12 protein-coding genes and 1 pseudogene are annotated in these 15,196 nt (G+C 39.1%); 1 reads left to right on the top strand and 12 read right to left on the bottom strand.

The genetic code is table 11. The annotated features are described in order from the left end of the window. Positions 1-94 precede the first annotated feature (94 nt). The gene (locus ATG70_RS07600) at positions 95-2,269 is read right to left on the bottom strand and encodes a malate synthase G (protein ID WP_098443731.1); all 2,175 of its coding nucleotides are present in this window, start codon (positions 2,267-2,269) and stop codon (positions 95-97) included. A gap of 175 nt (positions 2,270-2,444) precedes the next feature. On the opposite strand from ATG70_RS07600, the gene ATG70_RS07595 reads away from it, so the two are divergent. Further along, entirely contained in the window at positions 2,445-3,332 is an 888-nt protein-coding gene (locus tag ATG70_RS07595) for a LysR family transcriptional regulator (RefSeq protein WP_098443730.1), read from the top strand. Positions 3,333-3,511: 179 nt separating this feature from the next. On the opposite strand, the pseudogene ATG70_RS22965 reads toward ATG70_RS07595, so the two are convergent. From ATG70_RS22965 to ATG70_RS07540, 11 genes and pseudogenes are all read right to left on the bottom strand, one after another. Continuing rightward, a pseudogene (locus ATG70_RS22965) lies at positions 3,512-3,760 on the bottom strand (OsmC family protein); the annotation flags it as partial. Between the two features lie 21 nt (positions 3,761-3,781). Then, positions 3,782-3,976 (bottom strand): hypothetical protein, encoded by a 195-nt coding sequence (locus ATG70_RS07585; protein WP_098443728.1) that lies wholly within the window; start codon positions 3,974-3,976, stop codon positions 3,782-3,784. A gap of 22 nt (positions 3,977-3,998) precedes the next feature. Further along, complete coding sequence (locus ATG70_RS07580) at positions 3,999-4,982, bottom strand: aldo/keto reductase (protein WP_098443727.1); 984 nt, start codon at positions 4,980-4,982, stop codon at positions 3,999-4,001. Positions 4,983-5,040: 58 nt separating this feature from the next. Next, a complete protein-coding gene (locus ATG70_RS07575) occupies positions 5,041-6,021 on the bottom strand; it encodes an alpha/beta hydrolase (protein ID WP_098443726.1) in 981 nt (326 codons plus the stop codon). Further along, on the bottom strand, positions 6,008-6,652 hold the full coding sequence (locus tag ATG70_RS07570) for a GNAT family N-acetyltransferase (protein WP_098443725.1): 645 nt from the start codon (positions 6,650-6,652) through the stop codon (positions 6,008-6,010). The genes ATG70_RS07575 and ATG70_RS07570 overlap by 14 nt, the downstream gene beginning before the upstream one ends. A 45-nt stretch (positions 6,653-6,697) precedes the next feature. Next, on the bottom strand, positions 6,698-8,500 hold the full coding sequence (locus tag ATG70_RS07565) for an IucA/IucC family protein (protein WP_098443724.1): 1,803 nt from the start codon (positions 8,498-8,500) through the stop codon (positions 6,698-6,700). Between the two features lie 14 nt (positions 8,501-8,514). Then, positions 8,515-9,837, bottom strand: coding sequence for a lysine N(6)-hydroxylase/L-ornithine N(5)-oxygenase family protein (locus tag ATG70_RS07560; RefSeq protein ID WP_098443723.1), 1,323 nt, complete (start codon positions 9,835-9,837; stop codon positions 8,515-8,517). Then, positions 9,830-10,393, bottom strand: a complete 564-nt coding sequence (locus tag ATG70_RS07555; RefSeq protein ID WP_098443722.1) for a GNAT family N-acetyltransferase — start codon at positions 10,391-10,393, stop codon at positions 9,830-9,832. Before ATG70_RS07555 ends, ATG70_RS07560 begins: the two co-directional genes overlap by 8 nt. Then, positions 10,383-12,167: an IucA/IucC family protein gene (locus tag ATG70_RS07550; protein ID WP_098443721.1), complete on the bottom strand. Its 1,785-nt coding sequence runs from the start codon at positions 12,165-12,167 to the stop codon at positions 10,383-10,385. The genes ATG70_RS07555 and ATG70_RS07550 overlap by 11 nt, the downstream gene beginning before the upstream one ends. Next, positions 12,149-13,657: a pyridoxal phosphate-dependent decarboxylase family protein gene (locus tag ATG70_RS07545; protein WP_257147640.1), complete on the bottom strand. Its 1,509-nt coding sequence runs from the start codon at positions 13,655-13,657 to the stop codon at positions 12,149-12,151. Before ATG70_RS07545 ends, ATG70_RS07550 begins: the two co-directional genes overlap by 19 nt. Next, positions 13,654-15,009 carry an aspartate aminotransferase family protein gene (locus tag ATG70_RS07540; RefSeq protein WP_098443720.1) on the bottom strand — a complete coding sequence of 452 codons (1,356 nt, stop codon included), beginning with the start codon at positions 15,007-15,009 and terminating at the stop codon, positions 13,654-13,656. Before ATG70_RS07540 ends, ATG70_RS07545 begins: the two co-directional genes overlap by 4 nt. Between the last annotated feature and the right edge of the window lie 187 nt (positions 15,010-15,196).

Raw genomic sequence — 15,196 nt, 5'->3', positions numbered from 1 at the left:
ATATCAGACAAGTTGAAACGAATTTTTTTGATTTTTCAGTTATTTTTGCGTAAAAGAGTGCAAAAGTAGCCGAAGGCCACTTTTGCAAGATAAGTTACTTATTGGCATACAACTTTGCTTTTGCTTCTTGTCGACGTTTATGCAAAATAGGTTCTGTATATCCGCTTGGCTGCTCCAATCCTTTAAAAACCAGGTCGCAAGCCGCTTGAAATGCAACAGAATCTTTGTAATTTGCAGCCATGGCACGATAATCGTGGTCACTTGCATTTTGTTCGTCTACAACTTTGGCCATTCGTTTCATTGTTTCTAATACCTGTTCTTCTGTACAAATGCCATGATGTAGCCAATTCGCCATATGTTGACTTGAGATACGAAGGGTTGCGCGATCTTCCATAAGTTCAATGTTTCGAATGTCCGGCACTTTTGAACAACCTACACCATGCTCGACCCAGCGAACCACGTACCCAAGAATGCCCTGAGCATTATTATCAAGCTCTTCTTGAATCTCTTGTTTACTCCAGTTCTTATCTTCGATTGGTACTTGAAGAATGTCATCTTGATAGGTTGATTTGGTCTTTGCTAATTCACTTTGGATATTAGGAACATCGGCTTCATGGTAGTGAAGGGCATGAAGGGTAGCTGCAGTTGGTGAAGGTACCCAAGCCGTATTCGCTCCTGCTTGTAATTGGCTTCCTTTCTGCGCTAACATGTCTGCCATCAAGTCTGGCATAGCCCACATCCCTTTCCCGATTTGTCCTACACCGGAAAAGCCTGTTTTCAACCCCTGTTGCACATTTGATTTCTCATAGCTTTGTAACCAAGTGGCGTTCTTCATTTCATTTTTACGGATAACAGGACCTGCTTCCATCGAAGTATGAATTTCATCCCCTGTACGGTCTAGGAAACCAGTATTAATAAAGACAACGCGTTCCTTCACTTCTCGAATACAGTTTTGAAGGTTGAGGGTTGTGCGACGTTCTTCATCCATTACGCCTATTTTCATTGTGTTTCGCTTTAATGCAAGTAGATCTTCTGTTCGATTAAATAATTCATTAGCAAAAGCTACTTCTTCTGAACCATGCATTTTAGGTTTTACGATATAAATTGAACCTTTAGATGAATTTTGATAGTTGCCATTCTTGAGAATGTCGTGCTTTGCGATAAGTCCTGTAATGACTGTATCCAGGATACCCTCTGGAACTTCGCTGTTTGATTGATCGAGTACGGCATTTGTTGTCATTAAGTGACCAACATTACGGGCAAACATGAGTGAGCGGCCACGAAGTGAGAATTCTTTACCATCTGGGGAGACATATTCACGATCAGGATTCAGTGTTCGTGATATCGTTTTTTTTCCTTTTGAAAAGGATGCAACAAGGTCTCCTTTGATTAGGCCGAGAAAGTTTCGATATACAAGTACTTTATCCTCGGCATCTACTGCAGCAACTGAATCTTCAAAATCCATAATCGTTGTAATAGCAGACTCTACATATACATCTTTAATGCCTGCAGGATCCGTTTTGCCGATTGGATTGGATGGATCAATTTGAATTTCAAGGTGAATATCATTGTTTTTCAATAGAATGGCATCGGGATTATTTTCATTACCTTGATACCCGGCGAATTGATCCCAATTTAATAAAACGCTCTCATTATTGTCCGAAAAGTGCACTTTGAGCATTCCTTGCTCTATCGAAAAACGCTTTATATCGGAATAGCTTCGTTCTTTTAATGGGACTGCTGAATCAAGAAAACGTTTTGCATACGCAATTACTTTTTGTCCACGAACTGGATTATAGTTGCCAGCTTTGTCTGCTCCGTTTTCGTCGCTAATGGCGTCTGTTCCATATAATGCGTCATAAAGGCTTCCCCATCTTGCGTTCGCAGCGTTAATTGCGTAACGTCCATTGTTTACTGGCACAACTAGTTGTGGTCCAGCCTGAACAGCTATTTCATCGTCCACATTTGTGGTGGTTATCGTAAATTCATCCGTTTGCTTCTCAATATAATTTAATTTTGTTAAAAACGTTTTGTACTCCTCGAAACTGTACTTAGGATTTGCTTGATGCCATTCGTTGATTTTTTGTTGAAGTTCCTCACGAATTGAAAGTAGTCTTTTATTTTTAGGAGAGAGGTCTTTCACAATTTCACCGAATCCATTCCAGAATTGATCACTTGAAACGTCTGTACCTGGAATAACATCGGAATTAATAAAGTTATAGAGTTCAGTGGCTACTTGTAAAGAGCCGATCTTCGTATACTTTTCCATTGTATTTCCTCCTTGTAAAGATAACAGGACCTCGAGGTGGTACTGTCCTTTTGTTATGTATTATCTTATAATAAAAATAGTTATTAATATAATACATATTTGGCATATTGAGTATGCCCTAAGGTTATAATTCAGAATTTTGCATAAAATATCGCGGCAGTAGGAGTGATTAGGTTTGGAGATTCGTCATCTTGAGTATTTTTCAGAAGTGGCGAGACAGCTAAGTTTTACAAAAGCAGCATCGACACTTCATGTGTCACAACCATCGATTAGTAAAGCCATCAAGAATCTAGAAACAGAGCTTGGCATCCCCCTTTTCTATCGTTCTAAGCAATTAGAATTGACTGATGCTGGTAAGGCTGTTTTGGTCAATGCCAAGCATGTTCTTCATGCTTTTCAAAACCTAACAGCAGAGCTCTCAGATATTACAGAATTAAAAAAAGGGGAAATCAAAATCGGGATTCCTCCTATCATCGGTGCAGCTTTTTTTTCAAAGATAATCAGCCAGTTTAAGGCACTTTATCCTACAGTAGAAATCCTACTCACTGAAGTAGGGTCCAAAATGATAAAACAAGGCGTTGATGACGGTTCTCTTGATATTGGATTGATCTGTAACACACCTTTAAAAAATAGTAGTTTTGAAGCAATACAGGTTATCAAAGATCCACTCATGTTAATCGTTCATGATGAGCATCCGTTAGCAGTGTACTCTGAAATCCACCTTGCTGATCTCGAATATGAGTCCTTTATTTTGTATCGAGATGACTTCACTTTATATGATCGAATTCTAGAAGAATGCTCGAAGAATGAATTTTATCCTAACATCGTATGTCAAAGCTCACAAAAAGATTTTATGATTGAAATGGTAGAAGCGAAACTGGGTATTGCACTTCTACCGAGTAAAATTGCCAATTCAATTCATAATGAGAGGATTAAAACGTTAAAGCTTAGACATTCTAATTTAAACTTAGAACTCGGATTGATTTGGAAACGAAATAAATATTTGCCTTTTGCTGTGAAAGAGTTTATTAATCTAGCTGAACCGGTTGTTGAGCTGAAATAATACACGGATTATTCCATAAGTAATCTATTGAGTTACGGGAGAAGGATTAGTAGCTTGTCCAATACTTATTCGTTAAGAGATTAGACGAATTGAGTCTGATCATTTAAAAAAATTTTCTGGAAAATACAATACCTCCAATAAGAAAGGCTGATGAATGGTTTTATTCATCAGCCTTTCGTTTATTCTTCTATAATCTCCCAATCATGTTCAAAAGCGACGGAGCCTTTTAACGTTTGTGCTACAGGACATCCTCGTTCAAACACATTAAGCGCTCTTTCAGCTGCATTCCGCTTCTCAGAAGGAATAATTAACTTATAGTGACAGCGAATTTTTGTGATTTTAAGAACGCCATCTGGCGCTTCAATGATTCCTTCAAACTTTCCTGATACCTTATTTGGATAAGTTGGTATGTGGCGCGCTTCCAGCGCACCGGATAATGTACCGGTTAGTCAGCCGCCAGCTGCTGCAACAATATGATCGAGGGTCGAGGGTTGTTCTACCTCCGGTGTGGCTTTGTAAAAATCTTTTACACCACCATGTACTCCATAGTGTATAGGTTCTTTGAAATCAGCGATATAAGCTCGCCGGCTTTTATCTTTATCCTGCTCAATTCGAATATTAGCAATTTCAATTGGATTTGCCATCTTTAAAACTCCTTTCCTTTATTTAATAAGCTCCTCTAATTAGTCCATGAACTTCTTGCTCATAGAACGCTTTAAGCTTCTCCATCTCTTCTTTCGTAAAATCAGGAACTTCTACCGCTTTAAGGTTCTGTTTCACCTGGTCACTATTTTTAAAGCCAGGAATTACACAAGAGACTTCCTTATGTTCAAGGATCCATTTTAAGGCTGCGGTTGTCATACTCTCACGATCACGAGCAATCCAATCGATTTCACTACTTAATTCAACGCCCTTTTCAAATTCAATCCCTGCAAAGGTTTCCCCAACATTAAAGGCTTCTCCGTTTCGATTAAAGTGACGATGATCATCTTCTTCGAATGATGAGTTTTTCTTGAATTTCCCAGTTAATAAACCACTTGCAAGCGGCACACGAGTAAGGATTCCAACCCCTTGTTCATGCGCTTTAGGAAATAACTCTTCTAAAGGTTTTTGTCTAAAAAGGTTGAAAATAACTTGCAATGTGCTTACGCCTGGATATTCAAGACATAGTAGCCCTTCTTCAATGGTTTCGACACTGACACCGTAATAACGGATTTTTCCTTCTGCTTTTAACTTATCTAATACTTGAAATACAGCTCCATCTTTTACTATTTCAATTGGCGGACAGTGGATTTGAAACAGATCAATCTGATCGCGTTCCAATCGTTTTAAGCTCACTTCACAGTAAGAACGTACACTTTCTTCAGAGTAAGTAGCTGGATCATAGATATCTCCTGCACGGCAAAATTTTGTTGCAATATGGATCTTATCTTCCTGTCCCTTTGTCGCTTTAGCTAAAAGCTCTTCACTATGACCATCTCCGTATACATCTGCCGTATCGAAGAAATTAACGCCAGCATCGATGGCGTATTGAAGTGATTCGAGAGCTAGGGCGTCATTTGTCTTGCCCCACGCTCCGCCAATCGCCCATGTTCCAAAACTAACTTCACTTACCTTTAAGTCGGTTTGTCCTAACTTTCGATACTTCATGATTTCCCTCCATTAACAAAACTTGTCATTACATGGTAGTTTCCCTTTAGTTAACGGATTAAACCGGTTTCATAGATGGAATTTTTGCTTCCTTAGCGTAAAGAAATTCTTTCATATGAAGAAGCATCTCATCGACAGCCGATTTAGCTATATTAACTTCTCCAATCATATTGATGAAACTATGAACAAGTTTTTCATACTGAAGGTGGGTAACATTTACACCATTTCTTTTTAGTTTATTCGCATAAGCTTCTCCCTCACTTTTTAAAGGATCATATTCAACAGTAACGATTAAAGCTTGAGGAAGGTTTTTAGCTATCTTTTCTTCTACTTGTAAAGGAGAAGCAAAAGGTTCTTTCCCATCATTAGAGGTTGTAAGATAATGGTGCCAAAACCATTTCATTTTCTCAGCTGTTAAGTTAAATTGGTAATCTTCAAGATAAGAAGGAGAATCAAATGCATAATTTGTGACTGGATTAATTAAAAATTGATGATGAATCGCTACTTTTTGATGAAGTGCAATACAAGCAGCAGCGGCTAAATTCCCACCTGAAGATTCACCGCCGATGGACAGTCTGTTGATGTCTCCTCCATAGGATGAAATCTGTTCAACCGTCCAGAGAACTGCATCAATTGTATCCATCAATGCGGCAGGATATTTGTGTTCAGGCGCAAGTCGATACCCTACAGAAACTACGATACATTTGCATTTCTCTGCTATGTATTGACAAAAAGATTCACAGCTATCAAGTGATCCAAAAACCCACCCGCCACCATGCATGTAGATGAATACAGGAAGATTATGAAAACCTTCTGGTTGATAAATACGAATTGGAATTTGATGACTGCCGATTCTTCTTTCAACTGAGCATATTTGAGTTGAAGGAATAGGTGTAAAGTATGCGCGAGCTTCGTTATAGTAGTAACGTGACATTTCTGGCGTTAGAGAACCAAGAGGAGGATGTTGCAATTCATTCATTCTTGCAGCGATTCGCTTAAGTAGTTTTTCTGATTGTGGATCAAGTTTACGATGATCCATGTTTGACCGCCTCATTAAAAACTTCCCACTCATGATCTGGGGAATTTAATAGATGAAATGAAGAAGTGATGTTGGAGTCACTTATGTTTTGATGAAACTCGTTCCGATTCGCAATCACGAGTTTTGCTCTTTTTTCATTAATTTGAATTTCTTTTACCACATTTGCACCGAGTTTTTTTAGTATTGGAATGACGATCCTATTTCGATAATCAGGTTCTCCAATCATTCTATTTGCACCAAACTTTTCAAACAAAAACCATGTCATGGCTCTTATAATTGTTTCCCCGTCTTCCTTGTTTAATAGTCGTCTAGGTCCTATAAGCAAATGCATTCCCATATCTCTTGGTTCAATCGAATAAAAATGTCTTATTGGGTCTTGCCTCACATCGTATCCAATGACGTAACAAACAGGTTCATCATTCAGATAGCCCATAAAAACGCGTTTATGTCGTGACGAAATTGAGTTTTTAACCCAGATTTTAATTTCTTCAAGTGGCAAATTTAACTTCCAAAATGGGTAAATGTGTTTCTGATGCATCCATTTATGTAATATAGGAACATCTTCTTCATTCACTGGTCGAAAAGAAATGGTCCGACCGGATTCTTCGGTGATCGAGCATTCGAAAGCCATTCTACCTATCTCCTTAAAAGGACGGGGATTACCCCCGTCACTCTGTTATTTTGTTACTCCTTTATAATAAGAAAGTGCATTGTTTACTTTACCGAATTCGGATGCGTGGGGCCGATCATCACCAGACGAATAACCTTCTTGGACCATGCGATTTCGATTGAGACATAGCTTCGTAAATGATGGTTGGAAGAAATCAAATAGCTTAAACCGTTCTTCTAAGTGAGGAAACCTAGCTTGATAGGCATGAATCGTTTCCGCGAGAATTTTCCAAAATTTATCTTCAGACATCATTTCGTTGTGCTCTAGAATATTTGTTAAATAGCGCAGATGACAAATAAATAATCCTGTGAAAATAAATTGCGTAAGTCCCTCTGGTGGTTCACTGCGAAGAACCGTTTTTAACTCGTGTGACAGTCTACTTAACTCCTGGAATGATTGATCACTAATATTAACGTCATCTACGAAATCTTTTACAGCGAGTCGGCACGGTTTGTACTCTTTCAATACGAGAATGGTGTTTTGTCCATGCGGCGAGAAGACCGTGCCATACTGGTACAAATAATGCAGCAGCGGTTTCATCGTGACATCAAAAAATTGAGTTACCCATTCTTGTGTCGAAATCCCTGACTTTTCAATCATACTTTGAATATAGGCTTTACCGTCATGGTCTTCATATAGCAATGCGGCTAATGTAATGGCTTGTTCTCCTTCTTCGAGGTATGTGTAGATGCTTTCACGAAAAATAACCCCAAGCATTTCTTTGTATTGATACGGTGCATGTTCAAGCCTTTGATAATAAGGATGGTCAACGTTAATGCTCGCAATTTCACCTGGTAAGATAACGTTACATTCCTCTCTTAAGAACGAGTCTTTTTCATAGATTCCTTTTATAAATTCGGTGATTTGCGGTGCGATGAGCGTTCGTTCTGTAGGTAAACCTCGATAGACGAGAGTATTTAAAATGCTCATTGGCAACTTAACATGATGCTTGTCTCGATGAGATTGATTGACAAACGTCCGTATGGATTGCTGAGGAAGGTAAGAGTCACTAGATTCCCCGAGCGGTACAATCGCTTGATTCGCAATTTCTTCTGCAAAATTCTGAATCAAAACATTTTTCCACTGCCACTCATGAACTGGCATGAAGAGGAAGTTGCTAGGATCTAGCCTTTTGGATAGTAAAATCTCCTTGAAATTTCGAAGGTCATCATGACTAAGCTCAGAATTTATGAGCGCATCAAAAGTTAGATCGTTAACGGATTGAAAAGAGCTTATTTCACGACTAACCCCGATCCAGGAAAGCTTTACTTCATTCTGATGTTCAGGGGCAAAGTCCAAGTAATCATCGTAGCCAAATCCAATCCGTCCTTTGTTATAGGTGATCCAAGGGTGACCAGTCATGTAGCCTTCTAATCTAGCATAGTCTTCCTCAACTAAATCATCAGAGGAGATGCGATTTGATAACAGATGAGCATCTGCAATAAGGGTTTGATTGATTTCTTTTATTAAGTGAGCTGTCGTTTCAGCCGACATACCGATCAGCGGTTGAATATCAAGAAGGAAAGCGATGGCTCCTACCTTCACTTCTTTTCCGTCCGAAAAGAGACGAATCGATTTCCAATCAACGTCGAAACTATCAAATAGACGAGTTGCTGCACGGAACTGATATGTTTTCTTGGCAGAAACACGTAGCTCAAAAAGGCTATGATTTTCTTGTTCTTGAATGATTTCAGGTGTAATCATGTCCTCGTACATAAATTCTGAAAGCATTTTTCCGAGAAGTTTATGATTCACTCGTTCCCAGCTTTCTTTTGATAAAATACGATCTAAGTCTTTATCAAAATACATACGTTCACCACTTTCTAATTAGTTGTTAATACAGGTTTTTTGACCACTCCAAAAGATTGGAAGACATTTTGGGGCTGAACGGGATACACTTCTTTGTTAGCGATTTGATTAATAATCACGGCGTTTCGATGAGCGCCAAGCCCAAGGTCAGGTGCCCCAACCCCATGAGTGTGAAGTTCACCGTTTTGTACAAAAATCTCATTATTACTGTTATGTTTCGTGCTCAAACGATAATCTTCTGTAATTTCAAGACGATTTTTTTGATCTTTATTTAATAGGGATTCTGGCAAGAAGCTTGGCATGTTCTGTGTGTAGCCAGTACCAAGAATGATGACTTCAGATTCAAAATCAAACGATTCCTTTGTCACGGTATGACTTCCTTGCACGATGCATACCTCTTCATTCATCTCCAGATGGTTTATTTGGCTCATTGCTTGTAGATGAGCCGGCAGTTGATTTCCAATCGATTGCTCATATAAAACATCATAGATCTCAGAAATCGTTTCCGCGCTAATTCCTTTATAAAGCAATGCTTGATCTTTCAGTAGCCCATCTTTCTTTTCTTGTGAAAGTCTGTAAAAGAAGTCCGTGTAATCTGGTGAAAAATATTCTAGACCAAGTTTTGAATATTCCATTGGGAAAAACCCGTTTGATCTTGTATACCAGCTTAATTCATAATTGTGCTTTTCCTGCTCTTTAGCTAAGTCTAAAAAGATCTCAGCTGCACTCTGACCTGAGCCGACGACAGCAATCGATTTCCCTTGTACAGCTCGCTGTTTCTTCTCCATGTAATCTGATGAATGAAAAATCGTTTCACTGAGCATAGACTTGAATGGTTTAGGAACGGAAGGTACTGAGCCTATCCCCATCACGAGATGTTTTGTAAGGAACGTGTCAATTTCTAGTGTTCTAACATGCTGAACTTGCACAAGATAAACAGATTCTCCTTTTCCTGATTGATGTAGTGAAACATCCACCACCTCATAACCAAATCGGCAAGAATCAAGTTGCTTAGATACCCACTGACAGTAGTGATTGTATTCTTTTCGAGGGATATGAAACTTTTCCAAAAAATAAAAATGATACATGCGATGTTGAATTTGTAAGTAGTTTAGAAAGCTAAATTTGTTTTTTACGTCAGCCATGCTGACCAGATCAGCGAAAAATGGTACTTGTAAAGTGGTTCCATCAATCAGCATTCCAGGATGCCAATCAAACGCTTCTTTCCGATCAAACAGAAGGACATCTACCTCATCAAGCTCGTCTGTTAGGGCAGCAAAACCCAGATTAAATGGTCCAATCCCTATGCCAATGGCATCATATACGTGTTCACTCATTCCTCCACTTCCTTTCAAACTGATCACGCTCACAAATCATTAATAATCCTGTTTTATCAGGAAGCTTAATCGGTTTTTGCGGCCTAAAGCCACATTTTTCAAACACATGAATCATTTTCTTATTTCGAATGTCTGGTTCAGCAATCACTCTTTTTGTCCTCTTCTCCTTTAGTTGTAAAGACACCATTTCTCGAAGAAGCGGAAGGGCGTATCCCTTACCAAGGAAGTCTGTTTCTCCAATTAAGAGATGAATACCTTGGTCATAAGGTTTATTTTCATACATGCTTTCCATGATATCTCCTTCTACCCAGTAAGCTTCCCAGTAGCTGATTGGTTCGTTGTTTATAAGACCGAGGTAAAGATTCTGATGCTTGTCTTTTAATGCTTTCAGCAAATGACGTTTATAGGCTTTTAACGGTATATTTAATTGCCAGAATGGGAAAACATGTGCTTCGTTCATCCACCGATGGATCATATGTACATCACGTTCAAAGCTCACTTCAGAAAAGGAGATGGTTTTATATTCTTGATCTATTTCAACGTGCTTATAAGCCATTTTTTACTGTAACCTCCTGTGCAATTGGATTATTGACCATTGTATAAACTGATTGTGTCTCCAGTGAGCCCACGAGCTCATCCATGTCATAAAAGCGAGTTAATAAATTCGCTTTGCACGGCAAAACAGGCTCTTCTAGTAAACTTTTTACAAGAGATGATGACGCCTCATACCTGAGAAGACGTTCTCTTAAAAGATCTATTAGGTGTTGTTCTTTAATCAATCCGTTTACTCCAAACGCATTAATTAATCCGAATAAATGATTGAAAAAGAAATAATAGCGAAAACGTTCATTTCCTACTTCATCAGTACAAATGGTATCGCTTTTCTCATTTAAATCTGGCAGAAGTTTTGAGAGCTTATCAGCCATAGATTCGCTGAAGTAATAGCCCTGATTGTCTCGGTAATAGAAGCTTGATGGATAACCTTCCGATAATTTAATGACGGAATTCTGCTGATGGGCTTCAAGAGCAATACCATAGTTGCGATAAAGCCATAGCATCGGATCAAGAGAGAGAGACAAATAGCGATCAAACCATTCTAAACTTACTTTTTCAATTGCACGTCCTTCTCTTCTCGCAATTGAAGTGATCATAGAATGTAGACGAGCATTCCCGCCATACGCATGATCCTGGCAAAGAGCAGCGACTAAGCTCGTGTTTTCGCTATTTTTATAGAAAGGATTCTCTCGTATGACAACTGCAAAACCATGTTCAAGATCCGGAATTGCGACATTCAAATAAGCAGGATCACGAATGATATCGAACTTTGGGTGACATCTCTTTAGTTCTTTTCCTAACGTTGTTTTCAGTAATCTAGAAACTTCAACGCCTCGATCAAGCTCTTTTTGTTGGTTAACTCGAAGTGAGTTTGTTATTTTAACGGGAACCGAAAATTTCAGCATATATTTAGACTGATGACTGTAAAGCGTTCTAAATGAAGAAGTAGCCGTATACATCTTCCCTACTGGCCCTAGATAATCAAGTTTGCCTTTTCGAATATAGTGAACCACATGTTTGTTTTTTAAGAGAACATTGACTTGAAGTGGGTGCACGGGAATAAGAGTCCATTTCTCAAATTGATGAAGCCATTCTTGATTAACGGTTTCATCCTCTTTTAATTCTTTTCTCATCAGTTCACTTGCGGATAGTGATAAACTAGAATCTTCTAAGATGATTGATGGATGAACACTAAAATAGTGAAGTTGAAATTCACCATTCAATTCAGGTGAGTACAGATGATCTTCTTCTATTGATAAACCTTGTTTGCTCTTGGGTGTTGGGTGTAGCAGGTGTCCAAGTAAGAGAGACTGTTCTGCTTCAATGTAATCAAAGGTTTCATCCGATAAGCGCTTTTTGTCCTTGTATCTTTCTTCAATATACGATTTCATGTTTTGACAGCTTAATATGATCCGCATAATCAATTCATCTTCTGCATCTATTCGATTCTGATTGATCAGGAGTTCTTTAACTATTAACGTGGTTAATGTAAGATAATCAAGCGAGTTAAATGCGCCATTTCCTATGCGATAAACCAATGGGAATTGAAAGATGTGTCGTCCAGTTAGAGACCAATAAGAGACTGGTAAAATCAGCTCAATTCCCTGGTTTTCTAGTGAACAGGAAATGAATTTCTGAGCTGATATCTCTCGTAAAGCTTCAGGTTTTTCTATTTCAGTAAAATGGCTAGTTTCGCGTAAATAACAATTTAGGAAGCTCTGCATCGTAGCTTGTTCGGCGTAGTCTTTGGCAAATTTCACGTGTGGTCCCTCCATTTCGATCCTAGTGTTTGAATTTCTTCTACAATCTCATAAATGTGCTCCATTTTTGTTCTAGGGTTAAGCATGGTGAATTTTAAATAGGTTCGACCATTCACCGATGTTTTAGCAATGGCTGCTTTGCTTTCAAACAGCATTTCTTGCTGTATTTTTCGATTTAACTTGCACACATCTCCTGTAGAAGTCTGTGGTTCAAATCGAAAAATCACCGTGTTAAGTTCTGGGTTTTTGTTTTCAACTTTTATATTAGGTTGATGAGATAAGTAATTCGCTGTTTCTTGGGCCAGATAAAAAGTAGCGTCAATCATTTCAGAAAAAAGACTGATTCCAACGGTTTTCAACGAGAGGAAAAGTTTAAAAGCATCAAATCTTCTGGACGTAACAATTGATTTGTTGACTAGGTTTGGAATTCCTTCCCCTTCATCCTCAATTGGATTCAAGTAATCAGCGTGATGATTCAGAAAACGAAAGGACTGGCTGTTTTTCACAAGGAAAGCGCCACATGAGATTGGTTGGTAGAAAAGCTTATGAAAATCAACTGTAATGGAGTCCGCCGCTTTAATTCCTTCTAGCTTCCAATTGTAAGATTCAGAGAGTATAAGTGCTCCACCATATGCCGCATCGACATGGAACCATAATTCTTCCTCTTTTGCGATCGTGGCTAATTCAACTAAAGGATCGATGCTCCCGAAGTCAGTCGTGCCACAAGTTCCGACAAGCGCAAAAGGTAAAAGATCTTTTTCTTTTAAATCTATCAATTGTTTTTTTAAGTGCATCGGCGACATCCGGTGGTACTCATCAACTTCTACCTTTATTACAGCGTTCTCTCCTAGCCCTAGCTGAGCAGCTGTTTTTTGTACGGTGAAGTGCGCGTCCTCAGAGCAAAGAATTCTTAATTTGTGAAATTGGGATGGTAACCCATCACGCTTGACATCCCGACCCCACTTGCGATAACAAAATTCATCCCTCGCTAACAAAAGTCCTGTATAATTTGATTGGGTTCCGCCACTTGTAAATGTGCCATCAGAATTGGCTGTATAGCCAAATTTCTTTGTCAGCCACTTGATCATTTCCTGTTCTAAATATGTGGCAGCTGTGCTTTGATCCCATGAATCAAGAGACTGATTGAAAGAACTAATCACAAGCTCCGCCGCAATAGCTGGTATGAGCGGAGGACAGTGCAAATGAGCGATGCTTTTTTCATGAGAAACTTGAAGACTATTTTTTAGTATCGGTTCCGCTATTTCTTGCAAAAGTTCGGTGAAATTTTGGGTTTCACTAGGAAACTTAAACAGTGATGCGATTTCATCTTGAACCATCTTGGGTTGCTTCCCAATGTATGGAGCGGTTGCTTCTTGAAAGGTTCGACTGATGATGGCGATCATTTCGGTCATTTCCTTTTGAAAAGAAGCTTGTCCACTTTCTCCACTATGAAGAAAGAGTTCTTCCATTACTTTTGCTTTAATTTCTTTTTTCGTTATTGTCATTCGATTGACTCCACAGCAACTTTTACTGCTTCTTCAATGATTGTGAGGACATCTGAAACTTGCTCATCCGTTATAATCAGTGGAGGTAAAAGTCTTACGACACTGCCATTTCTCCCTCCAACTTCTAAAATCAAACCTCGATTAAAACATTCTCTCTGAATACGACTTGCTAATGCAGGGTGAGATGGATAACTTCCTGAAGAAGATTGAACCTGATTGGGGTCTACGATTTCTACTCCAATCATTAACCCTCTTCCTCGAACGTCCCCAATTTCACGGAACTGGTGTTGCATATCTTTTAGTGCATCAATCATTCGTTCACCCATTGCAGCTGCATGCTTGTGAAGTTCATGCTCTTTAATAAATTTCAATGAAGCAGTCCCAGCAGCCATTGCCATTTGGTTTCCTCGAAAAGTACCAATGTGCGCACCCGGATTCCACTTATCAAGATCTTGATCATAGATCACCACGGAAAGAGGTAAACTTCCTCCGATTGCTTTTGAAAGCACAATAACGTCCGGTACAATCCCTGCATGTTCAAATGCGAACATTTTACCCGTTCGACCGATGCCTGTTTGAATTTCATCAATAATGAGAGGGATTCCTCTCTCACTCGTGATTCTTCTAATTTCTTGAAGCCATTCAATTGGAGCTGGAACTGAACCTCCTTCTCCCTGTACGACTTCAAGAATCATAGCAGCCGGAGGAAGAATGCCACTTTCTGGATCATCGAGTAGATTTTCGATATAAGTACTTGAAACCCTGTGTCCCTCTTCATCCTTCATTCCGAATGGACATCGGTAGGCGTAAGGATACGGCATGAAGTGAGTATCGGGCATCAAGCCTTGAACATATTGTTTAGGAGCATGATTCCCACTGATCGCCATCGTCCCATGTGTAGAACCATGGTACCCACCCTGGAAAGTAAGGATGCTGCTTCTTCCAGTTGCTGTTTTGACTAATTTTAAAGCTGCCTCAATGGCGTCCCCGCCAGTAGGGCCACAAAACTGGATTTTAGCTCGATTGGCAAATTGTTCTGGTAAGCTTGAATACACTTCATTCACAAACTCTTCTTTCACTGGCGTTGTAATGTCTAATGTATGTAATGGTCGTTTATCGCGAAGAATCTGCTCCATTGCTTCTATCGCTACAGGATGGTTATGTCCAAGTGCAAGTGTTCCTGCACCCGCCAAACAGTCATAGTATCGCTTTCCATCCACGTCTGTAACAAAAATGCCTTCGGCTTTATCAATGGCGATCGGTATCCTTCTTGGATAAGATCTTGCATTCGATTCTCTTCTTTCTTGTTGGGCAAGTAGTGTCTGGCTATTAGCTAAATCTTTAACAGTCATATAGAACCATCCTTTTAAATGATAATCATTTTCAATGCGTTGCAAGTACCATTATAAGTGAGAATGATTATCATATTCAATGATGCTTGAGAACTATTCTCATTAATCTTGTGGTATATTTGTAGGTCTATTGAAGGTAATAATTTCCACAAAACGGAAGGTGCACTTGTTAGATTTAGGTGGAATT

This window comes from Bacillus sp. es.036 (genome assembly GCF_002563635.1).
Lineage (GTDB): Bacteria > Bacillota > Bacilli > Bacillales > Guptibacillaceae > Guptibacillus.
This window is presented reverse-complemented; position numbering and strand designations above follow the sequence as displayed.